This window comes from Shewanella carassii (genome assembly GCF_002777975.1).
In the GTDB taxonomy this organism is placed as follows: domain Bacteria; phylum Pseudomonadota; class Gammaproteobacteria; order Enterobacterales; family Shewanellaceae; genus Shewanella; species Shewanella carassii.
The window spans coordinates 456,693-480,157 of record NZ_NGVS01000033.1; the positions used below are offsets into that span (position 1 = coordinate 456,693).

At 52.7% G+C, this 23,465-nt stretch carries 15 protein-coding genes and 1 pseudogene; 4 read left to right on the plus strand and 12 right to left on the minus strand.

Annotation, left to right across the window (positions count from 1 at the left end; genetic code table 11):
• Positions 1-44: 44 nt before the first annotated feature.
• From putP to CBE72_RS18290, 9 genes are all read right to left on the minus strand, one after another.
• Positions 45-1,496 carry a sodium/proline symporter PutP gene (gene putP / locus CBE72_RS18250; protein WP_100145603.1) on the minus strand — a complete coding sequence of 484 codons (1,452 nt, stop codon included), beginning with the start codon at positions 1,494-1,496 and terminating at the stop codon, positions 45-47.
• Between the two features lie 137 nt (positions 1,497-1,633).
• Positions 1,634-2,338 carry a DUF3379 domain-containing protein gene (locus CBE72_RS18255; protein ID WP_100145605.1) on the minus strand — a complete coding sequence of 235 codons (705 nt, stop codon included), beginning with the start codon at positions 2,336-2,338 and terminating at the stop codon, positions 1,634-1,636.
• Positions 2,331-2,894 (minus strand): sigma-70 family RNA polymerase sigma factor, encoded by a 564-nt coding sequence (locus CBE72_RS18260; protein WP_100145607.1) that lies wholly within the window; start codon positions 2,892-2,894, stop codon positions 2,331-2,333. The genes CBE72_RS18255 and CBE72_RS18260 overlap by 8 nt, the downstream gene beginning before the upstream one ends.
• A gap of 443 nt (positions 2,895-3,337) precedes the next feature.
• Positions 3,338-4,957 carry a BatD family protein gene (locus tag CBE72_RS18265; protein WP_100145609.1) on the minus strand — a complete coding sequence of 540 codons (1,620 nt, stop codon included), beginning with the start codon at positions 4,955-4,957 and terminating at the stop codon, positions 3,338-3,340.
• A complete protein-coding gene (locus CBE72_RS18270; RefSeq protein WP_100145611.1) occupies positions 4,951-6,984 on the minus strand; it encodes a vWA domain-containing protein in 2,034 nt (677 codons plus the stop codon). Before CBE72_RS18270 ends, CBE72_RS18265 begins: the two co-directional genes overlap by 7 nt.
• The gene (locus tag CBE72_RS18275; RefSeq protein WP_039032828.1) at positions 6,981-7,970 is read right to left on the minus strand and encodes a vWA domain-containing protein; all 990 of its coding nucleotides are present in this window, start codon (positions 7,968-7,970) and stop codon (positions 6,981-6,983) included. Before CBE72_RS18275 ends, CBE72_RS18270 begins: the two co-directional genes overlap by 4 nt.
• A complete protein-coding gene (locus CBE72_RS18280; RefSeq protein WP_100145613.1) occupies positions 7,964-8,467 on the minus strand; it encodes a DUF4381 domain-containing protein in 504 nt (167 codons plus the stop codon). Before CBE72_RS18280 ends, CBE72_RS18275 begins: the two co-directional genes overlap by 7 nt.
• Positions 8,464-9,408, minus strand: coding sequence for a DUF58 domain-containing protein (locus CBE72_RS18285; RefSeq protein WP_100145615.1), 945 nt, complete (start codon positions 9,406-9,408; stop codon positions 8,464-8,466). Before CBE72_RS18285 ends, CBE72_RS18280 begins: the two co-directional genes overlap by 4 nt.
• A complete protein-coding gene (locus CBE72_RS18290; RefSeq protein ID WP_100145617.1) occupies positions 9,408-10,364 on the minus strand; it encodes an AAA family ATPase in 957 nt (318 codons plus the stop codon). The genes CBE72_RS18285 and CBE72_RS18290 overlap by 1 nt, the downstream gene beginning before the upstream one ends.
• Before the next feature lie 243 nt (positions 10,365-10,607).
• Between CBE72_RS18290 and fadI the strand changes: the two genes are divergently transcribed.
• Positions 10,608-11,918 (plus strand): acetyl-CoA C-acyltransferase FadI, encoded by a 1,311-nt coding sequence (gene fadI / locus CBE72_RS18295; protein WP_045282694.1) that lies wholly within the window; start codon positions 10,608-10,610, stop codon positions 11,916-11,918.
• A 6-nt stretch (positions 11,919-11,924) separates the two neighbouring features.
• Complete coding sequence (gene fadJ, locus CBE72_RS18300; RefSeq protein ID WP_100145619.1) at positions 11,925-14,063, plus strand: fatty acid oxidation complex subunit alpha FadJ; 2,139 nt, start codon at positions 11,925-11,927, stop codon at positions 14,061-14,063.
• A 367-nt stretch (positions 14,064-14,430) separates the two neighbouring features.
• Here the strand turns inward: fadJ and CBE72_RS18305 are convergent, their stop codons facing one another.
• On the minus strand, positions 14,431-16,086 hold the full coding sequence (locus CBE72_RS18305) for a methyl-accepting chemotaxis protein (RefSeq protein WP_100145621.1): 1,656 nt from the start codon (positions 16,084-16,086) through the stop codon (positions 14,431-14,433).
• Positions 16,087-17,021: 935 nt separating this feature from the next.
• Here CBE72_RS18305 and CBE72_RS18310 point away from each other — a divergent pair.
• Positions 17,022-19,151 (plus strand): annotated as a pseudogene (locus CBE72_RS18310) (FAD-dependent oxidoreductase); the annotation flags it as partial.
• Between the two features lie 15 nt (positions 19,152-19,166).
• The gene (locus CBE72_RS20485) at positions 19,167-19,337 is read left to right on the plus strand and encodes an iron hydrogenase small subunit (protein ID WP_229671964.1); all 171 of its coding nucleotides are present in this window, start codon (positions 19,167-19,169) and stop codon (positions 19,335-19,337) included.
• Positions 19,338-19,442: 105 nt separating this feature from the next.
• Here CBE72_RS20485 and CBE72_RS18315 read toward each other — a convergent pair whose 3' ends face one another.
• Together CBE72_RS18315 and CBE72_RS18320 are read right to left on the minus strand one after the other, a co-directional pair.
• Positions 19,443-20,846 carry a multiheme c-type cytochrome gene (locus CBE72_RS18315; protein WP_100145625.1) on the minus strand — a complete coding sequence of 468 codons (1,404 nt, stop codon included), beginning with the start codon at positions 20,844-20,846 and terminating at the stop codon, positions 19,443-19,445.
• A 470-nt stretch (positions 20,847-21,316) separates the two neighbouring features.
• Positions 21,317-22,972 carry a methyl-accepting chemotaxis protein gene (locus CBE72_RS18320; protein WP_100145627.1) on the minus strand — a complete coding sequence of 552 codons (1,656 nt, stop codon included), beginning with the start codon at positions 22,970-22,972 and terminating at the stop codon, positions 21,317-21,319.
• Positions 22,973-23,465: the final 493 nt, after the last annotated feature.

A 23,465-nucleotide genomic window follows, 5' to 3' on the forward strand; every position in this document is an offset into this window, starting at 1 on the left:
CCAAACCCTGGAAAAGACGTTGAAGAGTCATATCTGAAACAGAGTTAGAGGCTCTGTTTGAAGTGCTTGAATTGCACCTCTGTGACCTCGGATGGCGGCGATAAAAGGCTTATCACAACCCCGGCCAAGGTGGCTAGAATGAATCCAGGCAATATTTCATAGAGAGCGAAGATACCGCTTTCCAATTGTTTCCAGATGATTACTGTCAAGCCGCCAACCAGGATGGTAGCAATGGCACCGTTACGGCTGTAGCCACGCCAAAACAGCGATAGGATCACCACAGGGCCGAAGGCGGCACCGAAACCGGCCCAGGCATAACTTACCAGCCCAAGGACGCTCGCTTCCCGATCTAGGGCTATCACAGCCGAAATGATGGCAATGGCCAATACGCCGATACGACCGACCAACATCAGCTCCTTGCTTGAAGCCTCGGGTCTGAGCCATTTGCGGTAGAAGTCTTCGGTGATCACGCTGGAACACACCAGCAGCTGTGAGTCTATGGTGCTCATGATGGCCGACAAGATCGCGGCGATCAGCAGGCCACCAATCCAGGGGTTGAATGCAGCCTGCGTCAGGTGAATAAATACGGTTTCCGGGTTTTTGAGCGGCGCATCGGCAAAATAGAGCGTTCCGGCAATGCCGGTTGCTAGGGCACCGACCAGGGAGATCAACATCCAGCTCATGGCGATGCGGCGAGAAATTGGTAGATCCTTGACGCTGTTAATCGCCATAAAGCGCGACAGAATATGGGGCTGACCAAAATAACCCAGCCCCCAGGCCAGAGCCGACAACAGACCTATCAGGGTCAACTTATCGCTCCATAACGACAACATGGCCGGGTCCAGGGCCTCCAGGCTTTGGTGACTCTCTGGTTGGGTAAACATACTGACCGGGACTATCAACAGGGCGATTAACATCAAACAGCCCTGGAAGAAATCTGTCCAACTGACCGCAAAAAAACCGCCGACAAAGGTATAGGCCACTATTACGGTGGAACCTATCAGCAGCGCCGTCAGGTACTCTAGGCCAAAGACATTACTGAACAGCACGGCGCCGCCCACCATGCCTGAGGAGGCGTAAAAGGTGAAAAACAACAATATGGTGACGGCAGAAACCAGTTTCAGAAGGCCGCCCTCGTCGTTGAAGCGCTTCTCGAAAAAGTCTGGCAAGGTGAGGGCATTGTCGGCCATCTGGGTATAGATCCGCAGGCGTTTGGCGACTAGAAACCAATTGAGCCAGGCACCGAGCAACAGGCCTATTCCCATCCAGGCCTCGCCCAAACCGCCGAGATAGACGGCGCCGGGTAAGCCGAGCAGCAACCAGCCGGACATATCGGAGGCGCCGACACTGAGGGCGGTCACCGCCGGCCCCATCTTGCGGCCGCCGAGAATATAGTCATCGACCGAATCGGTCGCCTTGTAGGCCCACAGGCCTATCCCCATCATCAGGGCCAAATAACCCAGAAAAGTTATCATTACCGGGGTTTCAATATGCATGCTGGTTTACACTTTTGTGTTGTTGTTTGGCGCGGATACTAGCAAAAGTTTGCTTAAGCGCCCAATGTTGATGGTTTATGTGAGGCAGAACTGACCAGTCCCGATGGTACGGGACTGGGACTGGGGAACGCTATTTCTTATATAAAACTTTGTTTTATTTCTTTTTTAATTTTTTCTATGTCTTGAGGGTATTCGGCCACCAAAACCAGGTAAGCCGAGTCAGTTTTGACAGCCTCGCCCCGGTATTCGCTATCGGCAAAGGCTTCGGCCAGCATCACCCTGTGTTCAGGGGGGACAATAAACACTGTCACCTTGCCGCGTTCACCGGCCAACACCAGGTGAATACTCTCAATTCCCTGAAAATCGCAGAAGGTGCTGTAAAATACCCGTCCTGGTTGGCTGTTGAATCTGACTGTTTCCAATCCTTTGAGCGATGCCAGTTCGGCATTGATCGCTTGATAAGAGATATCGGCATTACTGGTCATGGCCATGGTTTCATGACGCACATGGGCGAGGGCGTGTTGACCTAAGTCCACCGGCCCCTGGCGCCAGAGACTGAAACTGACTCCGGCAACAAAGGCGACGGAGGCCGCCATCGCCAACATCCAGCCTGTACGTTTACGTTGATTATGGTGCACGGCCAATTGTTGTTTCAGCAGCAGTTTTTCGGCCAGATTTTCCGGAACCGGGAGTTTGAGTGCCGAGTTAATTTTGTCATCGAGCGCCTTAAGCTCGGCGACAAAGGCACGATTGCTTTCACTTTGAGCAAGGGCGTCCAGAAATTCGGGATCCTGGTTATAGGGGTCGCCATAGGCCTGGCGGCGAAACTTCAGCTCATCCATTGGATTGACCTCTGACTTTAGAGTGCTCCAGTAGCTCTTTTAACTGATTTCTGGCCCGAAACAAGCGGGTCATGACAGTATTGGGGTTCAGATCCAATAATTGGGCGATTTCATCGCCACTGAATCCCAATATTAACTGTAATAACAAAGGCTCACGGTATTCGGGTTCCAGCTGGGCAATTTGACGCCTGAGCAGATAATGCTCTATATGGTCTTCCTGACTCATGGAGTCGTTATCCTGCCAGTGCTCTTCGCCGACATCGGCATAATCAAACTGCTTACGCTCAAAGCGGCGGGCATTTTCCCGACGTAAAATAGTGATTAACCACGCCTTGGCCGCATTGTCATCCTTCAATGAATCCAGCGAGCGCCAGGCCCGGAGAAACGTTTCCTGGGTAATATCTTCGGCTATATGGCGATCGCCGCAAAGCCAGAAGGCGTAGCGGTAGATATCGGCATGCAGCGCCCTGACCAGGCTATCGTAACGTCTTTGTTTATTCAGCATGTCAGAAATGACCGCATCATTAGACTTTTTCTTTCGCCAGCTATCGAACATTTTCATGCTTGTTTTATTTTTGTCATCGTTAAGCTTAATGGCGTTGCAGGTATTCTGGCAAATGGCGGTGGCATAAAGTGTGTCTAAACCATGAATTGGACTGAGTTTTGCAATATAAACGGATAAAACTCTAAGGCTATTAGCAATATTTTTTGTTTATTTCGCAACTTTTTGATGACAATCGCGAGGCCGATAGCATGACTATGGCGCTAGTTTATGTTGCAACTCCCTCGTTATCTTTAACGAATGTTCAATAGCGGACGAATGAGCTGATGTTAATGGATAAGCATCTCCTCCAATGGGTATGCCGCCTAACCATAACGTTAGCCATAACTTTAGCTTTAACCATGGCGCGGCTTCGCGGCGGCACTTCAGACACTGAAGTTCATTGGGATTACCCCGGGCTTAACAAGCCACTAGCTTGATGAGCCCGGGGCGTGCTGTTAAGGATTCAGCGGCGCCAGCACTGAGGTCGAATCAGCCGCCTTGGAGTATTGGCTCTTGAAGCGCTCAAAGGCTTGCAGCAGCGCCGGGAAATACTGAGTGGGATCGCCGCCTTGTTTGCCATAGCGGCTGGCTTGAATCTTGGCGACGACGGCGGCCAACTCAGGTGCCAGTTTAGGCAGTTCATCGAGTGTGACGCTATGGCCCGTGATATCACTGAGTTCCAGTAGCAACGCCTGGAACACCCGGCTCAAGTCCCCTTGTTGACAAGCCTGGCTCAATCCCGGCCGGGTTTGGCTTGTTTGAGCTTGCGCCACTGTTGCCGGAGCGGTTATCGCTTGCTGTTTGCGCGCCTTTAGCCACAGCACACAGGTGGCCAGCCACAGCGACGCAAACAGGGCGGTCAACCAAGGCCAGAAGCCTGCGCTGAGGTTTGATTCTTCCTGCGGCGGGTTGATGATGGGCTGCGGCATATCGGCCGCGGGGGCTACCTGGATAGTGCGCGCCGGCAGCAGGGCGAACTCCTGCTGCTTTAAATGCGGATTCCACCAAGGCACCTTGATCTCCGGCAGGGTATAACTCCCCGGTTTGGAGGGCACTATGGCAATGGTTTGGGTCAGCTGAGACACAAGTTGGTTGTCGCGAACGAAGGTCTTGCGCTGCGCCTTTTCCGGATAGCTCTTGAGATTGTCCGGCAAGCTCAGTTTCAGCTCCGGCAGGCTGGTTTCATCGGCATTGGATGCCAGCAGTGTCAGGTTGCGGGTAATAGGGCGACCCACTTCAAAAGTCTGCTTGTCATCCCATTCCTCTTTGAGCATCACCAGATCCGATACCAGCCAGTCGCCGTGATATTCGGCCGGGATCGGCTTGATGCTGATCAGCATGCTGTCGCTCTGGGCCTGCATGGGGCGGCTTTCCTGGAAGGTAAACATGCCCCTTCTTGGGGTATCGACCAGCACATCTCCCGAGAAGTTGGCACCGGAAATCGCCAGCTCGCCCGGCTCATCGGCTATGATGCCGTAGCTGCGCTCTATCACCCGAAAACGGCGGCCGTTGACGATTTCACTGCTTTCTTTATCCTCGCCGAGCTGTTTTATCTGGGCACCACTGATAGAGGGGGCCGACAACACTCCACGCTGCAGCTCAACGGCCAGAAAGAGTTTTACCTTGTAGGTGAGCAGCTGGCCGACATAGGCCTCCTTGGCCGAGATACTGGTACGCAGGAACAGGTTTTTTTGCGCCTCCGGGCGGCTACCGGCCGGCATCACCTTCAATTCGATGGCATCGCTGCTGACGCCATCGATACTCAGGGCCGGAATAGTGACCTGACCTGTGGTTTTGGGGGCCAGCATCACTTGCCAGCGGGTTTCCTTGCGGGCATCAAAATTGATGATCTGGGTACTGCGACTGACGCTGGTGCGGCCGACGATAAAGTCTTTCAACAGGGCCGAGGTGTCCAGTGCCTGGGCTTCGAGTTCATCATCTGCCACCACGGACAGCATAAAGTACTCGCTTTCGGTCACGGGATTGCGATCGACCGAGGCCTGAAGCTGTGTCAGTGCCAGTGCCTTGAGCGGCAGCAGACACAGAAGCAATAGAGGAATAAGTCTAGTTACCACTGTTCATTGTCCTTGGGTGTCTCGCCGCGCTGGCGGCGTTTTTGATACTCGAGTTGCATCTTGTTGCGCAGCAAAGTGGCCGGGTCATCCACCAATGCCTTCAGCGCCCGCTCCATTTCGGGGGGCAGGGGCTCGGTGTCATCGAGTGACGAGGCGGCAACTTGTGCCTTAACCTGATCATCGCTTTGCTCATCGTTTGGCCCTTCTTGTTGCTCGGCAAGGCTCGCCGAGTTGGCCTTGTCGGCATCAGACTCTGAGCCATCCTGTTGACCCGCACCGTTTTGACTTGCAGCTGTGCTTGACTCATTTTGCGGCTCTTGCTCTTGCGGCAAAGCAGCCTGCATCTCAGGCTCAGAGTCTGCGCCGGTATTATCCTCGGCATTCTGCGGGTTCTGAGCGCCTTCGGCATTCTTATCAGCATCCTTCTCGGCGGCATTGTCAGCATCATTTTGCTGCGAGTCGGCAGTGGAAGGCTCGCTATTCTCTTTGTTAGCGTCTTTATCTGAGCTCTGGTGCGAGTCCTTGCTTGAGCCTTGGTCGGCTTGGCTGTCTTGACCTTGCTCTTTGTCCTGGTTTTGGCCCTGGCTGTTGTCACCTTGGGCGCTGTCCTGACTGTCCTGACCGCCTTGACTCTGGTCGTTGCCGGACTGAGAACCTTGTTGCTGTTGAGCCTTTTGTTGCTTGCGCAGTTCATCGGCTAAGACCTTATTTTCAGCAGCGTCCTGCATTTGGGGATCTTTTTTCAGCGCCTCTTGGTATCTGTTGGCGGCCTCCTCGAATTGGCCAAGCTGCATCAGGACATTGCCTTGGTTGTATAAGCCTGTGGCACTGTCATCTTGCTCGAAGGCTTGCAGCGCGCCTTGATAATCGCCTGCGCGGTAGCGGGCGCTGCCTTGCCAGGCCGGGTCAACAAACTTGTCGGCGGCAGTGGCAAAATCCTCTTGCTTGAATGCCTGCATTCCCTGCTGATCTCGGGTTTGCCAAAGGTCATCCCAGCCGTTCGCCTGGCTAGGTGGGCAGACAAGCAGGCCAAGGCTCAAGGGCAGCAACAGTACCGGCAGGCCGCTGCGAAAGCTCAAGAGCAGCGGCAACAACAGCAAGAATGCTAGATAGGGGCCAAGGTCGACCCAGGTATCGCCGGCAAGATCTGTTTCTGTGGCATCCGAGCTGGTGGCGAGCCACTGCACCAGCGTTTGCAGATCCTTGCCGTCGTTGCTGTAGGGCACCAAAATGCCGTTCCCGGCACTCGCCAGCTCGCTGAGCATGCCAAAGTCGGTGGCCGGCACTACCACTTCATTTCGGCTGTCCTTGAGCAGTTGCCCATCCGGCAGCCTTATCGGTGCCCCTTGGGATGAACCTATCGCCAGAATGCCCAAGCGGTAGTGACTGCCCTCAATCGCCTGTTTGGCGGCATTGAGCTGACGGCTGCCGACGCCATCTGTCATCAAGATGATATCGCCCTGCAGGTGGCCGCCCTGGCTGAGCAGCTCCTTGGCTTTCTCCAGCGCCGCGGCCAAATTGGAGCCGCGTACCGGCATGATGACCGGGCTCAGGGTTGGCAACAGATTGAGCAGGGTGTTGCGATCCCGGGTCAAGGGACTGATGACAAAGGCGTCACCCGCGTAGGCCAGCAGCGCGGTTTCCCCCTCATTGAGTTGCTCCAGCAGATCCGTGGCGCGGAACCTGGCCTGGGTCAAACGGTTGGGGGCGGCGTCAGTGGCATACATGGACAAAGACATATCCATCACCAGCACCCGTCCTGTGCTGCTGGCAAATACCGGCAGGGGTTTCTTGTAAAGCGCCGGGCCGCTTAAGGCCAGTACTGCCACTAACCAGGCCAGACCAAGCCAGGGCAGGCGGTTTCGGCGGCTTTTGCTGCCTTGGGTCAACAGCAGTGGCGCCAGATGCGGCGCAATATAACGATCCCAGTCAGATTGGCCCGCTTGACGGCGACTTTGCAGCACTAACAGCAATGCCAGTGGCACTAAGGCCCACAGCCATTCGGGACGGATAAAGTGCAAACTCATGATTTCCTCCCCCAAGGCCTTGGCCAGACGCTGAGCAACAGGCTTTGCAGCTGCAATAGTACGCTTAGCGCCAGCGCAAGTCCCAGCGGCCAGTAAAACAGCTCGGATTGCGGCCGGTAACTGAGGGCGTCACGGCTGACGGGCTCCAGCTTGTCGATTTCCTGATAGATCTGCTCTAGTTCTTCGGTATTTCGGGCACGGAAATAACGCCCCTTGGTGGCATCGCTTATCCGTTGCAGCTGGGCTTCATCCAGATCCATCGAGGGGTTGACCCGCTCACGGCCAAACAGGGTGCGACGCTCCATCACATCGGCGCCCACACCTATGGTGTAGATGGTGATGCCGCGCTTGGCGGCAATGGCGGCGGCCTGATCCGGCACTATGCTACCGGCATTGTTGGAGCCGTCGGTCAAGAGCACCAACACCCGGTTGCTGTCTTTCACCTTATCGAAGCGTTTTACCGCCAGGGCAATGGCATCGCCAATGGCGGTCTGTTTGCCCACCAGGCCGATTTGGGCTTCCTTGAGATACTGAGCCACAGAGCGTCTGTCCTGAGTCAGTGGCGCCTGCAGGTAGGCGGCATCGGCAAACAATATCAGGCCGATACGATCGCCGGCGCGGCGCTCGATAAAGTCGCTGACCACTTTCTGGATCAGGGTGAATCTGTCTACCGCTTTGCCATCGAGCACCATGTCTTCAATCTGCATACTGCCGGAGAGATCCACCGCCAGCATCAGGTCCCGCCCCTCTGTGGGCAGCTCTATGGGATCGCCAAGCCACTGTGGCCGGGCGATGGCCAAAAGCAACAGGCACCACAGCAGCCAGAGACTCAAGGGCGCTCTGCGTTTGCTTTGTTGCTGCTCGCGGGCATGGGCATCGACGCCGGGCAGTTGCAGTTGACCACCGCTGTTGACGGCGGGGCGATAGGCAAGCAGCAGCGGCAATGGAATAAGCAGCAGTAACCAGGGCCAATGGAGGGTCAGCATCTTGGTTTACCTCCCTTGGCAAAGTGTTTCGGTGCGCACTTGAGCCAGCAAACACAAAGCGCCCGCAACTCGGCAGGGGCTGCGCTCGGTTGACCACTGTATTGATTTTCGAGCAAAGAGGCGAAGCGCCCACGCAGCTTGGCTGGCAGTGCGTTATCCAGATACTCGGCCCAGGGTTTACCGCTGAGTCCGGCCACCTGGGCACGCTCACCATAACTGATGGCGGTGCGTTTCAACAATGCGCTCATCTTGGATAGCAGCTCCGGGTCCTGGTCCTGCAGCTGTGTCAGTTCAGTCATGGCGGCTTGAGCCACCGCCTTGTGAGCCTTGGCTGCCTGCAGGCGCCGATAGCCAAAGAATACCGCGGCGCCAAGCAGTAACAAGGCCAGCAGCATCAGCAGCCAAATACCGGGAGCCGGAGGCCAAAAGGGCACCTCGGCCGGCAGTTGAATATCCTTGAGCGCACTCAGCGCCGGATTGGCTTGATTGGGATTCATCTTAACAGTGTCAATTGTTGATTGAGGCGCCGGCCGGCATCCAGAGTGCGAACCGGGACCTTGAGTTGTTGCATCAGGGTATCAAACTGCGCCAGGTTGGCGCGCTGACGACCGAGCCAGGCATCATAACCGCTGCGATCCAGGATCAGGCTGCGGCCCGACTCCCGTACCGGCAGGGCAAACTGCCGCGGCAGCTCGAGTGTGCCTTGGCGCATGGGATCTGTTACCACAAAGGCCGCCAGCTCGCAGTGGCGTTTGAGTTCCGACAGCGCCTGCTGACATTCGCTGCCAAAACCGTTGCCGTCTGTGATTATCCAGATAAGGGAGCCGGGTTTGGCCAGTCGTGCCAGACGCTGACAGGCCTGGAGCATTAACGCCTGACCATCTTCATGGGGGCTGTCCAGCGCTTCGAGCTGCGACTTGTGTACCGCCACCAGCGCCGATATCAGTGCCAGGATCCCCTGGTTGCGTGCTCTTGGCTTAAGCTCTCTGTGGGCGCTATCGCCCACCACCAGCGCGCCGAGACGGTCGCCCTGCATGATGGCATTCCAGCCCAAGGTCGCCGCCAGATGCGCCGCCTGTACCGACTGCAATAATAGCTGGGAGCCGAAATAGAGGCTGTGCTTCATATCCACCAACAGCAGAATAGGGCGCTCACGCTCCTCGACAAACAGCTTGGTATGCGCCTTGCCGGTGCGGGCGGTGACCCGCCAATCTATGGTGCGGACATCATCGCCCTGTTGATAGTGGCGCACTTCGGCAAATTCCATGCCGCGGCCCTTGACCAGGCTGGCTCTATGACCGGCCATGGCCGCACGGGCTTTTCCCTGCCGGTCACCCAGAGCGCGGGCGATATTCTGGCAGGCAAGCAGCTCGGCCTCACACAGGTGGAGGCCGTCGGCAAACAGTGGCAGCGAAGAGTCTGTTGCTGCGGCTTTCATCAGGGAACGGCCACCTGATTGAGCACATGGTCAATCACCTGATCGCGGCTGACCCCTTCGGCCTGCGCCTGATAACTCAGCAGCAAGCGGTGGCGCAGTACATTGGGCACCACGGCTTGAATATCTTCAGGGGAGACAAAGTCACGCTGATACAACCATGCACGGGCGCGGGCGCAGCGCTCGATGGATTGGGTCGCCCGCGGGCTGACGCCGTATTCCAGCCACTTGGCAAGCTGGTCGCTGTAGCGCTGAGGCTGACGGGTCGCCATCACCAAGTCGACAATATAACGCTCCAGCGGCTCGGCCAGATACAGTTCCAGCGCTTGCTCCCGGGCGAGGAATACTTCCTGCTGGCCTATGGGAGTGACTTTCTCCATGCCGTGGGTCTTGGCTTCGCTGCGGGACAAACGCAGGATCTCAAGTTCAGTGTCTGCCTCCGGGTAATCCAGATTCAGGTGCATCAGGAAGCGATCAAGCTGGGCTTCCGGTAGCGGGTAGGTGCCCTCGTTTTCCAGCGGGTTTTGGGTTGCCATCACTAAAAACAGCGGCGGTAACTTGTAGGAGTGTTTGCCCACCGTCACCTGGCCTTCGGCCATGGCTTCCAAAAGGGCCGACTGCACCTTGGCCGGGGCGCGGTTGATTTCATCCGCCAGAATAAGGTTGTGAAATATCGGCCCGGCCTCAAATTCAAAGGTCGCGGTTTGGGCGCGATAGATGTCGGTGCCGGTCAAATCGGCCGGCAGCAGGTCCGGGGTAAACTGAATGCGATGAAAGTCGCCCTCAATGCCATCACACAGCGCTTTAACGGCCCGGGTCTTGGCCAGCCCAGGTGGTCCTTCCACTAACAGGTGGCCATCGGCTATCAGAGCGATAAGCAGGTTTTCGGTCAAAATTGGCTGACCTATGATCACTTGATCCAGATAGGTCCGCAGTGCATGAAATCGACTCAAAGGCATGATGCTACTCGTTTTATTTTAAGGCCCAACTATAGACAGCGGTTATGGTAAAGAATTCCCTGCGCCCTTGGCTAGTGTTAAAAAAACAAACAAGTGTTTAAAACCGGCCAACAAGAAGTTAGAATCAGATCACACTTTTAATGGTCAGACCTGTTTAGGGCAGTACGGGTCTCTTATGGAAAAACAATAAAGCGCAGTGTCAGGGCCATTTTCGGCGTGTGCTGCTTAATAAGAGGGTGACAAATGAGTGACAGACAACAGGTAACCAATGCCAGGGGCGAGCGGATTGCCATAGTGGCCGGTCTGCGTACCCCGTTTGCCAAACAGGCGACGGCGTTTCACGGCGTATCGGCGCTGGATATGGGCAAGATGGTGGTCAATGAGCTGCTCAGTCGCAGTGAATTGGACCCCAAGCTGATTGAGCAGCTTGTCTACGGCCAGGTCGTACAGATGCCGGCCGCGCCCAATATTGCCCGTGAAATTGTTCTGGGTACCGGCATGAATTTGCACACAGATGCCTATAGTGTTACCCGTGCCTGTGCCACCAGTTTTCAGTCCACTGTCAATATTGCCGAGTCGATCATGACGGGCAATATCGAAATAGGCATAGCCGGGGGCTCGGATTCCTCCTCTGTGCTGCCTATCGGGGTGTCCCGCAAGTTGGCCCATGCCTTGGTCGATCTCAACAAGGCCCGTACCCTGGGACAGAAGTGGAACATAGTTCGCCGTCTGGGGTTTAAAGATCTCTTGCCTGTGCCGCCTGCTGTGGCCGAATATTCCACCGGCCTGTCCATGGGGCAAACCGCCGAGCAGATGGCCAAGAGCCACGGCATCAGCCGCGCCGATCAGGATGCGCTGGCCCACCGCTCTCATACCCTGGCGAGCCAGAGCTGGAATGAAGGCAAGCTCAAGGATGAAGTCATGGTGGCTCATGTGCCGCCCTACAAGAGTTTTATCGAGCGTGACAACAATATCCGCGACAACTCCTCCCTTGAGTCTTACGCCAAACTCAGACCCGTATTCGACCGCAAGCACGGCAGTGTCACCGCCGCCAACAGTACCCCGCTGACCGATGGCGCCTCGGCGGTGATCCTGATGAGCGAAGGTCGAGCCAAGGCCCTGGGTTACACCCCCATTGGCTATATCAAGAGCTATGCCTTCAGCGCCATAGATGTTTGGGAGGACATGCTGATGGGGCCATCCTACGCCACGCCACTGGCGTTGAAACGCGCCGGTATGCAGCTCGAAGATCTGACCCTGATAGAGATGCACGAAGCCTTTGCCGCCCAGACTTTGGCCAATATGAAGATGTTTGCCTCGAAGAAGTTTGCCGAGGAAAAACTCGGTCAGAGCCGCGCCATTGGTGAAATCGATATGAGCAAGTTCAACGTGCTCGGCGGCTCGCTGGCCTATGGCCATCCGTTTGCGGCCACGGGTACTCGCTTGATCACCCAAGTGTGTAATGAACTGAAGCGCCGCGGTGGCGGTACGGGGCTGACAACCGCCTGTGCGGCCGGTGGTCTGGGTGTGGCAATGATAGTGGAAGTGGAGTAATTGCAGATGGAAAACAGCAACAAGAGTTTTAGCCTCAGCCGCCGCGACGACGGCATTGCCATTCTTTCCATGGATGTACCCGGCGAAAGCATGAATACCCTCAAGGCCGAATTCGGCCCTGAGATCAGCGCCTTGCTGAGCGAAATCAAAGCGGACAGCAGTATCAAGGGCTTGGTGATTATCTCAGGTAAGCCTGATTCCTTCGTGGCCGGCGCCGATATCTCCATGCTCGATGCCTGTCAAAGCGCCGCCGATGCCCGCGAGCTGTCGAGCTCAGGGCATAAGGTGTTTGCCGAACTGGAAGGGTTGAAAATTCCTGTAGTCGCAGCCATTCACGGCGCCTGTCTCGGTGGCGGCCTCGAGCTGGCACTGGCTTGCCATCTGCGGCTGTGCAGTGACGACAAGAAAACCATGTTGGGGGTGCCGGAAGTTCAGCTCGGTCTGCTGCCGGGCGGTGGTGGTACCCAGCGTCTGCCACGCCTGGTGGGGATCACCACAGCGCTTGATATGATGCTTACCGGTAAACAGGTTCGCCCCAAGCAGGCGCTGAAGATGGGGCTGGTGGACGATATGGTGCCCAAGTCGATTCTGCTGGAGGCGGCGGTTGAACTGGCATTGGCCGGCAAAGCCAAGCGCGGTAAAGGCAAAAATAATCAACCTCTGATGAACAAGCTGCTCGAAAGCAACGGCTTTGGGCAGAAAATCATCTTTGATCAGGCCCGTAAACAGGTTGCCAGAAAAACCCAGGGTAACTATCCGGCGCCGGACAAGATCATCGACTGTGTGCGGGTGGGGATGAGCCAGGGGATAGAGGCAGGTTTGGCCACAGAGGCGCGCCATTTCGGCGAGCTGGTGGTGACGTCCGAGTCGGCGGCGCTGCGCTCCATCTTCTTTGCCACCACAGAAATGAAAAAGGAAACCGGCGCCGAAGGTGCTGAGCCCAGTCCGGTTCACAAGGCCGTAGTGCTCGGCGGTGGCCTGATGGGCGGCGGTATCGCCTCAGTGACCACCACCAAGGCCAAAATCCCGGTGCGGGTCAAGGATATCAGTGAGCAGGGACTCAGCAATGCGCTGGGCTATGCCTATAAGTTACTGGATAAGGGCGTCAAGCGTCGGCATATGACCCCGGCGGTGCGCGATAAGCAGATGGCCTTGATGACGACGACTACAGACTATGTTGGGGTCAAGGATGCCGACATAGTGGTCGAGGCGGTATTTGAGGATCTCAGCCTCAAGCATCAAATGGTGCGGGATATCGAGCGCGAATGCGGTGAACACACTATTTTTGCGTCCAACACCTCGTCTCTGCCCATAGGTCAGATTGCCGAAGCCGCCGCCAGGCCGGAAAACGTCATCGGCCTGCATTACTTCTCGCCGGTAGAGAAGATGCCGCTGGTGGAAGTGATTGCTCACGACAAGACCTCGCCCCAGACGATAGCCACCACAGTGGCCTTTGCCCGCAAACAGGGCAAGACGCCGATAGTGGTGAAAGATGGCGCCGGTTTCTATGTTAACCGTATTCTGGCGCTCTATATGAATGAAGCGGCGCAGCTGCTGCTTGAGGGCAACAGTGTCGAGAGCCTGGATAAGGCGCTGGTGAAGTTTGGCTTCCCAGTCGGCCCTATCACTCTGCTCGATGAAGTGGGTATTGATGTGGGCGCCAAGATTTCGCCGATACTCGAAAAGGAGTTGGGTGAGCGTTTCGCTGCCCCCTCTGCCTTCGATAAGCTGCTCGCCGATGACCGCAAGGGGCGCAAGAATGCCAAGGGCTTCTATCTCTACGGTCCTAAAGCCGGCAAGAAGAAGGAAGTGGACAAGAGCGTTTATCAAGTGCTGGGGATAGCGCCGGGTGTTGGCGCCGAAAATGCCAACCTGGCAGAGCGCTGTGTGGTGCAGATGCTCAATGAAGCGGTGCGGTGTCTGGAAGAGGGCATCATAGCCTCTGCCCGCGATGGGGATATTGGCGCCATCTTCGGCATAGGTTTCCCGCCTTTCCTCGGTGGGCCTTTCCACTATATAGACACCATGGGCGCCGATCAGTTGCTGGCCAAGCTGGAACGCTTCCAGAGCCGCTTCGGCGACAGATTCGCCCCGAGTGAATTGCTCAAGACCATGGCCGCAGAAGGACGACGCTTCTTCGACTGACACTGATTGGAATGGCTGTTCTTCGAATCGCCTTTGAGTAACAGCACTTTGAATAACAGTGCTTTGAGTTACAGTGCTTCGAATAACAGCGCTGCTTTACTGTAAAAGCGGCCTCAGGCCGCAACCCTCCAACCAAACGCCCCGGTAAGGCTGTAAATCACCGGGGCGTTTTTTTAACTGTCACAACCGGGGATAGGACGTGATATCGGCAAATTGAAACGGGAAAATACCGGGTTATGGGTGATTCGAGTTCCGGGGAAACTCAACGAAATAGGCGAACATTGCCTATTTCGCTGCGCTTTTATTGGTTCAAATCAGAATAACGAGGCGGGTCTGTAGACCCGTCCGTTGAGAGTGACACGCTATATTATTGTCCGAGATCGAATCGACGGGTGGTTTCCATCAGATCGGATGCCAAGCGGTTAAGATCCTGACAGGTGGCTGCCGTATGCTGGGTGCCTTGAGTATTTTCCTCGGAAACCATCTGGATGGTGCTCAGGTTACGGTTGAGATCCTCGGCCACCACGTTTTGCTCCTCGGTGGCGCTGGCAATCTGATTACTCATATCGGTAATAGTGTTCACCGCCTCGTTGATACTGACGATGCTTTCACCGGCCTTGCTGGCCAGTTCCAAAGAGTCTTGCATCTGCGCTCGACTGATCTGCATCGCTTCACCGGCTTCAGCCGTGCGAGCCTGCAACATTTCGATGGTCTTGCTGATCTCTTCGGTCGAGGTCTGTGTACGCTGCGCCAGAGTGCGTACTTCATCAGAGACTACGGCAAAGCCACGTCCCTGCTCACCGGCTCTGGCGGCCTCAATGGCGGCATTCAACGCCAATAGATTGGTTTGGTCGGCAATGCCGCGGATCACGTCCAGCACCATGCTGATGTTATGGCTGTCCTGTTCCAGCTGTTGCACAACATTGGATGCCGAATCCAGCTTGTCGGCAACCGTATCTATGCTGGTGACCGTTTGTTGCACTATGCCAGTGCCTTCATGGGCTGCTTCCATGGCATTATTGGCGGCATTGGCGGCGGCGGTTGTATTGCGGGCGACTTCCTGAAGAGTCGATTGCATTTCATTCATGGCCGTTGCCACTTGATCGATTTCGTTTTGTTGCTGTGACATGCCCTGGGCCGATTGCTCGGAAATGGCGCTCATTTCTGATACGGCCGAGCCGAGTTGCTCAACAGAGGAGGAGATCTCTGTCACCAGTTTTTTCAGGCCTTCCTTCATTTCACGAATGGCCAGGGCCAGTTGCCCGGTTTCGTCGTTGTTGATGCGACCGCTTTCAATCCAGTCACAGAGTTCTCCACGGCCGAGCTTACCTTCGGAAATGGCCCGGGCCTGAGTGACCAACATGGTGAGTGGATTACGGATCTGACGGGTGAGAATGGTGGCGAAAAAGATCACCAGCAGTAATGCGGCTATGGTGATGATAGTGATGCTTAACGTTGCCGAATCATAGTGATGTTCAACTTCAGCCTTGCCGGTATCGGCAAATCCGTGATTGATTTTGACCAATTTTTCAACATCATCAACAATCAAGGCAAATTTCTTTGGACCCTGAGTTAAAAATAACTGTTGTGCTTCGGGGATCCGACCACTGTCCAGTAAGTCGGCTACGCGGTTGTGAAATTCATGATATTCATCCCAATGTTTAACAATCGCAGTATAAGCGTCAGTTTCCTCTTGGTTGAAGAGATTCTTGCTGTATTCATGAAACAGTTTCTTGAGCGTTTGTGCCTGTTTTATCATCACGCCATTGTATTGTTGAGCTGTCTCGGGATCGTCCAAAATCAAGAAATACCCCAGTTCATAGCGGCGAAAATCGGTCACCTGACTACGAATATCATTGGCGATGTTCATGCTGGGAATGTTGGCATCAGTGATTTCGATTACGGCGTCATTCATCTGGTTAAACAGGTAGAGCGAAAACATTCCCATGAAGAGCAAGATTGCCCCAAAAAGGGAAAATGCCATAGCCAGTTTTTTACCTATTGTCAGGTGTCTGAGACTCATAGTTAAACCTTTTTGTTTTATTTGTTAAAACGGTGACTTTATATTATGAAGTCACTTTAGAATGATAGGGGTTACAAACGGAAAATAAAAAACAGACAGTCGAAAAGTATTATGTATCTTAAAGGATGCATAACGGTTCCGACAGGTGTTTACTATGTCGAGTTTGTTCTAAATCTATTTATATTCTTCAAATTTTTTGGTGAATGTTGCCACTGAATTTTTAGTATGATGGATATTTACAGGTAGTAGCCATCCATGGCGCGACAAATTTACACTAAATCAAGAGACATGCTTTCACGCACATTAAATATTATCTTTTAAGATGCCACTTTTGGGAATGACATTTGTCACAATTATGGTGAAACTGAGAATTTTGTATTCACTTTCACACTGGTTATTGTGCTTTAGTTATTAACTATAGATGAAAATGGCGTTAGCAATGGATTAATGAATAATAATTAATGATTGTTGCGATCATCGTTATTTGATTGATGGTTTTTGGTCGGGTGTTGATTCCGTTTTCTTTTTGCTGGCGATTACCTATTTTTAATGTGTTTTGGTTGTTTTTATGTTTTATAAATATTGGTCTGGTTACTTTTTCTATTTTTAAAGCAATAATGAAGTACAATAATTTGATTTGGTTGTTACTCTTTGCGGCTTTCCTAAGTTGATACTAAATTTCACCTTAAAATATTAGTTATTACTGTGCTTGTTGTTTTTTACAGCAAGGACGTGATTAAATAATGCTCATAATTTAAGTTGCTTGTGAACAAAAGTGTGACTCGATTAATATTTAACGGACAAAGTTTAGTGTACCGAATGGGATGCTTGGATCCAGGATGTATAATTAACGTCCATCATATTAGCCCGGTCGAATAAACATTCTTAGAACACATGGTAATGAATTTCCGGGTACTTTAGTTTCGAGCAATGTCATGATAGAAATCCAACTCGATGGTACTCTCATCTCAACGGAAGAAAATAAAACACTTCTGGAAATAGCAACAGAGAATGGGGTTCATATTCCCAGTCTTTGCAATATAGGTAACAGGTTAAATACTGAGTTTGAACATCACTGCAATATTTGTGTAGTGGAGGTGTGTCTTGCCGGCTCACCACCATCTGAGCGTCAGTGTCTGCGGGCTTGTGAAACGCTGGCTCAGCAGGGAATGGAGGTTGTTACCCATTCTGCTTTTCTGAGTGAGCAGCGGCAGCAAGCGCTTAAATACCTGTTACAGGATCATTTTGCCGACTGTGAAGCTCCATGCCAACAGGCTTGCCCTGCGGGAGTGGATGTTCAGCAGTATCTTTACCACTTAGCTCAGGGGAATCACACTGAGGCGGTGAAGGTTATCAAACAAACCTTGCCCATGCCTCTGTCTATTGGCCGGGTATGTCCGGCATTTTGTGAAGCCGAGTGTCGCCGCTCATTGATCGATGAGCCCGTGGCTATTCGACAACTCAAACGTCATGCTGCCGATCTGGATTTGGCGGATATGGAAAGTTATGTCCCGGAACGCCTTCCGGATACGGGCAAGAAAGTCGCTATCATTGGAGCCGGCCCCGCGGGATTGACAGCTGGCTATTTTCTTTCCAATCAAGGACATAATGTTACCATTTATGACGAGGCTCCCCAGGCCGGTGGTTGGTTGAGATACGGTATCCCTGAGTATCGTCTCCCTAAAGCCATTTTGGATAAAGAGATAGAACTCCTTCAGTGTAATGGTTTGGAGATAGTGACAGGATGTCGTCTGGGAAGAGATATTAATCTGGATGAACTGGCTCAAACCCATGACGCTATCTGCTTGGCCATAGGTGCCCAAAAAGCGGTGGAGATGAACTATCCGGGTAGCGATTTGGCGGGATGCTTCCTCGGGGTCGACTATCTGCGCGACTATTGTACGGACAAGAGACTGACAACAGGCAATAAGGTGGCCGTTATCGGTGGCGGGAATACGGCCATAGATTGTGCCCGTACTGCCGTGCGCGAGGGGGCTGATGTCACTCTGATTTATCGTCGTACCAAAGCCAGCATGCCAGCAGAGCCGCACGAGGTGCATGCCGCCGAAGAGGAAGGGGTTAAATTTCACTTCTTGGCTAATCCGGCATGCAATCACGCCGATGAGCATGGCCGGGTACGGGCCGTCACTTTTGACAAGATGCTACTCAGTGAACCCGATGCATCGGGGCGTCAAAGTGTCATTGCCAGCGGTGAGCAGTTTACTGAGGACTTTGATACCGTTATCGCTGCAGTATCACAACAAACCGATCTGTCTTTCCTGGATACACCTAAAAATCAGCTTGCCTCTGGTCAACTGACATTGACGCGTTGGAATACTATTTCCGGTTGCGACCACACCATGTCTGCCGGTATTGACAAGTTATTCGTGATTGGGGATTCTCGCCGTGGCCCGGCTACTGCCGTGGCGGCCATAGCCGATGGGCGGCGTGCGGCTGAAGCGATCAGTCGCCAATTGTCCTCGGGTCTAACATGCGCCCTGAGCCCACGGGCTTTTAACGCTCGCAAGGCTGCCAAGACCCGCATGTTGGACAAGTCGCTTTATCCTGCCTCAAAGGTAGAACCCAGAGTTAAAATGGCTGAATTGCCTGCTGCAGAACGGCTACAGAGTTTTGCCGAGGTCGAGTTGGGATTTAGCCAAGAACAGGCATTGCGGGAAGCGGCCCGTTGTTTGGAATGCGCCTGTCAGTCCAACAAGGATTGCAAATTGCGGCACTATGCCACCGAGTACAAGATCAAAGAAACGCAACTGGACATAAGTCATGCCAGACGTTTTGTTATAGATGATTCGGCTCCGCTTATCACTTTTGATGCCAACCGTTGTATTAGCTGCGGAGCCTGCATCAGCGCCTGCCATAGCCATGGGCATAATGTCATTCGTTTTACTCCCGATCATTACAGTGCCTTGCCTGCGGGAGAAGAGGCGCTGCGCTGCGCTCCAAGGGCCGGTTTCAGCGTTTCCATGGCTGACAGTGAATGTGTGCAATGTGGCCAGTGTGTGCAGGTTTGTCCGACCGGAGCCCTGGTCTACAAAACCGATAAGCGTTATAACCGGGTGACTATGCGGGCGCTGGGCTTATATCGAGACGATCTGTTGTCTGATATTCGGGTCAGTCATGGCAACCCGGGCGTACTGGCTTTTTATCGGGATATGAATACCACGCCCATGGGGGCATTGGCTCATCAATTATTGCATACCCACTATATAGACAGGACTCGACTCGGAGCTTAGATCTGGCTGGCGCCGATAATACTTTGTCGATAAGCTGGAATCATGGTCGGCTATAGGATACCAACCTGAAAACGCTCCCGAGTTCGGGAGCGTTTCAATCGGAGATTATTTCAATTCAACACCTTGATAGTGCTGAGTTAAATGAGTCATTTCAATCGCTGGAACCTGAATTTTGTTTTCCAACAACAGATCGGCCACGCTTTGGTCAAATGAGCGGTAGTGAAGCTTCACTTCCACCTGGTAATGACTGGTTTCACTCGGCAATTCGAATGGATAAGCCACTGTTTTGCTGCCTTTGGCTGGAATTGTATTTTGCACGCTGAATTTGGCGACCTTCCAAGGCTTATGCTCCGAGTTGCCATGAATGTCTACCGAAGTATCTTGAAATACAACTGTATTTTCCGGCAGCTTGTTGTTGGCGTCCAGAGTTCCTGAGCGTAACAGCTCTTTACCCTTATCATCAGTAATAACAACCTCCAGCCATACCTGACGGATGAAGGTTAGGCTGGTTGGCAGAGCATGACCCGCGCGGCGGTTGTGAACCGTGATTTCCAACACAGGCTCCTTGGCTGAACCTTTGACTGAGGCGTTCAATTCAGCCACGGTTTGCAGGCGTTTTGTTGCTTCCTCAGCATGTTCTTTACCGCCCTTTACTCCCAGTAAAGGCGCGACAATGGCATTACCCCCGACAAAGGTATGATCATGAACCAAGGACCTTTGTTTGCCTCCCATACCGGCTTTTCCGCCAAGACCGTGGTCGGCAAGTTGTTTGGCGGGTTTCATTTCATCAGCCACCCGCACCGCGGTTTCTACCGGAACCATGTGACAATCCTGGCATTGGATCCCGGCTTCGGCATAAGGTGAGTTTTTCCACTCCTGGTAGGTGTGTTCCAACGGGAAGTGATTCTCGGTCGGATTAAACACATTATGGCAATTGGCGCAAAATTCTGATTTGGTATGCAGCTCAGAATAAATCACTTTATGGCCCATGGCCTTAGCATCGTCATAGGGACCACGTTTACCACCATCGGTCGACAGTTCAAGCGAGGCGTTGCCATGTTCTCCATTGGCCGTTTTCGCCATATTGGTATCTACCACTGAGTGGCAGACCTCACAGCTGACCCCCTGATTGGCCACGGCCTGAGTGGTAAAACCACCAAACTTTCCGGATTCAGATTTAAACTCAACGGTTTGTGTGACAGTACCTAGAGCGGTATGGCAGCCACCACAAAGATTGCGGGTTGCACCATCGGTTTCCTTTTCGCCCATGGCCCACTCGGCTTGAAATACCGGATCGATAAAGGCGATGGAGTGCATGGAACCTTGCCACCCCTTAAATTGGCGGGGATGGCAGCCGGAGCAGGTTTTGGCATCTTTAAAGCGGCTGATTTCGGGTTGAGTTTGTTCCTTGATAGAAAGATTGGTCAACGGAAATGGCAGGGGGTCGCCGGCCATGGCCGTCAGCGGCAATGTGGTGCTTAATAGCAGCGCGATGGTGGTTTTTTTCATGGTTTTGCAATCAATGTAAATACAGTTGGAGTTTATGGTTAGCCGTCCAATGTGAACCGGCGGCTTGTTAATCTATGCAAAACAGGGTAGGGCGTGTGTCTTATGGATCTCAAACTTGTGATTTCAATGGTTATCTGTTTATTTTATTGTAATCTGCTCACAATAATACCTTTTGTTACATTGCAAAAGCTGTTTTTGTGGGGGTTGTTTGTTTTTTCATTACCACTATATTCTGTTTTTATTGTTATTTTTTAAGTTTAACGCTGCTGAAAGCGTTATTTGTTCAATGTCGAATTATTAGGTCTTTATGTGGTTTAAGTTGGGTTTGAATGGTTGTAAAGCGTGATGAACTTTGTCTACAGTGCCCGGAAGAGGAGAAAGACTTACAAGGAGGCTTGTTGCGTGATAACAGTGACGACTCGTCAAAGGTGGCAGACCCGTGGGTCTGCCTTGTGAGCGTTAGACTCGGGTTATTGGCCCAGGTCGAATCTGCGGGTGGTGTCCATTAGCTCAGAGGCCAAGCGGTTAAGATCCTGACAGGTGGCCGCCGTATGTTGGGTTCCTTGGGTATTTTCCTCGGAAACCATCTGGATGGTGCTCAGGTTACGGTTGAGATCCTCGGCCACCACGTTCTGTTCCTCGGTGGCGCTGGCAATCTGATTACTCATATCGGTAATAGTGTTCACCGCCTCGTTGATACTGACAATGCTTTCACCGGCCTTGCCGGCCAGTTCCAAGGAGTCTTGCATCTGCGCTCGACTGATCTGCATCGCTTCACCGGCTTCAGCCGTGCGAGCCTGCAACATTTCGATGGTCTTGCTGATCTCTTCGGTCGAGGTCTGTGTACGCTGCGCCAGAGTGCGCACCTCGTCAGAGACTACGGCAAAGCCACGTCCCTGCTCACCGGCTCTGGCGGCCTCAATGGCGGCATTCAACGCCAATAGGTTGGTTTGGTCGGCAATGCCGCGGATCACGTCCAGCACCATGCTGATGTTATGGCTGTCCTGCTCCAGCTGTTGCACAACATTAGATGCTGAATCCAGTTTGTCGGCAACCGTATCTATGCTGGTGACCGTTTGTTGCACTATGCCTGTGCCTTCCTGGGCGGCATTCATGGCATGATTGGCGGCATTGGCGGCTTCGGTAGTGTTACGGCCAACGTCCTGCAGGGTCGATTGCATCTGATTCATGGCCGTTGCCACTTGATCGATTTCGTTTTGTTGCTGCGACATGCCTTGGGCCGATTGTTCGGAAATGGCGCTCATTTCCGCTACGGCCGAGCCCAGTTGCTCAACAGAGGAGGTAATCTCTGTCACCAGCTTTTTCAGGCCTTCTTTCATTTCACGAATGGCCAGGGCCAGTTGCCCGGTTTCGTCGTTGTTGATACGGCCGCTTTCAATCCAATCGCATAGCTCGCTGCGGCCGAGTTTGCCATGGGAAATAGCTTGGGCCTGAGTGACCAGCATAGTGAGCGGATCACGGATCTGGCGAGTGAGCATAGTGGCGAAAAAGAACACCAGCAACAAGGAGACGGCAGTAGTGACTATTACGCTGACTATTGCCGATTCATAACTGTATTCCACTTCTTGGCGGCTAAGGTTAGAGAAGTTATCGTTTACACTCACTAGCCGCTCAGCATCGTCAATGATCAACTTAAATTTCTTTGGTCCTTCACTTAAAAATAATTTCTTGGCCTCTACGACTTTGCCGTTATTCTGCAGCGCAGCAACTCGGTTATGAAGGAGCAGATAATCATTCCAATGGTTTACCACTGAGTGGTAAACGTCAGTTTCTTCCTGGTTGTAGAGAATTTTGCTGTATTTATCAAACAACCATTTTAATGTTTGTGATTGTTTTTCCATCACGGCTGTATATTCTCTGGTCTTCTCTGAGTCGTCCAAGATCAAAAAATAACCCAATTCATAACGACGAAAGTTGGTCACTTGATTACGGATATCTGTGGCGATATCCATGCTGGGAATAATTGCATCAGTGATTTCGGTAACCGCTTTGTTCATCTGGTTGAAAAGGTGGAGAGAGAACATTCCCAAGAAGAGCAAAATCGCTCCAAAAAGGGAAAATGCCATTGCCAGTTTTTTACCTATTGTCAGGTGTCTGAGACTCATTGTTAAACCTTTTTATTGTGTTTGTTAGGAATGGTGGCCTGTTTGGAGGGCCAAACTTTAACGAGTGACAGGGCAAGTAAAAAAATAGAGGAATACCGTAAAATCAGTTCAGACTCTTGCTTTTCAAACAAGGGTGCCGGATTGAGCTCAGTCCGTTTGAAGTCAATTTATACCGGTAAACGTTGTTGAATAAGGTAGGTGCAAAAGCTGTCGAACAACAAGCGCTAAAAAATAGCCAGGTGGAAAATCAATATAAGATGTGAAATTACCTGTTATGGGTTACGAAATCATCTTCCTACTTTTGATGTAAAACTGTCACTCGGTTACGGATTATCCTGGAATTCATCAGATTTTGGAAGGATACTCATCACGGTTATGACAATTTGGTAATATTTGTATCAACAAGTGGTTGTTTTTATCGCGCACAGAACTCCGTAGTTTAAATATTAAACTCACTACCTACTTGAGTTGTTGAGCCGCACTGGCTTAATAG

Coding starts and splice junctions, on each gene's coding strand:
- CBE72_RS18270 (WP_100145611.1), bottom strand. CDS start 6,984: ATGAGTTTGCACTTTATCCGTCCCGAATGGCTGTGGGCCTTAGTGCCA.
- CBE72_RS18315 (WP_100145625.1), bottom strand. CDS start 20,846: ATGAAAAAAACCACCATCGCGCTGCTATTAAGCACCACATTGCCGCTG.
- CBE72_RS18285 (WP_100145615.1), bottom strand. CDS start 9,408: ATGAAAGCCGCAGCAACAGACTCTTCGCTGCCACTGTTTGCCGACGGC.
- CBE72_RS20485 (WP_229671964.1), top strand. CDS start 19,167: ATGCGGGCGCTGGGCTTATATCGAGACGATCTGTTGTCTGATATTCGG.
- CBE72_RS18320 (WP_100145627.1), bottom strand. CDS start 22,972: ATGAGTCTCAGACACCTGACAATAGGTAAAAAACTGGCAATGGCATTT.
- CBE72_RS18280 (WP_100145613.1), bottom strand. CDS start 8,467: ATGAATCCCAATCAAGCCAATCCGGCGCTGAGTGCGCTCAAGGATATT.
- CBE72_RS18255 (WP_100145605.1), bottom strand. CDS start 2,338: ATGGATGAGCTGAAGTTTCGCCGCCAGGCCTATGGCGACCCCTATAAC.
- fadJ (WP_100145619.1), top strand. CDS start 11,925: ATGGAAAACAGCAACAAGAGTTTTAGCCTCAGCCGCCGCGACGACGGC.
- CBE72_RS18290 (WP_100145617.1), bottom strand. CDS start 10,364: ATGCCTTTGAGTCGATTTCATGCACTGCGGACCTATCTGGATCAAGTG.
- CBE72_RS18305 (WP_100145621.1), bottom strand. CDS start 16,086: ATGAGTCTCAGACACCTGACAATAGGTAAAAAACTGGCTATGGCATTT.
- CBE72_RS18260 (WP_100145607.1), bottom strand. CDS start 2,894: ATGTTCGATAGCTGGCGAAAGAAAAAGTCTAATGATGCGGTCATTTCT.
- fadI (WP_045282694.1), top strand. CDS start 10,608: ATGAGTGACAGACAACAGGTAACCAATGCCAGGGGCGAGCGGATTGCC.
- CBE72_RS18275 (WP_039032828.1), bottom strand. CDS start 7,970: ATGCTGACCCTCCATTGGCCCTGGTTACTGCTGCTTATTCCATTGCCG.
- putP (WP_100145603.1), bottom strand. CDS start 1,496: ATGCATATTGAAACCCCGGTAATGATAACTTTTCTGGGTTATTTGGCC.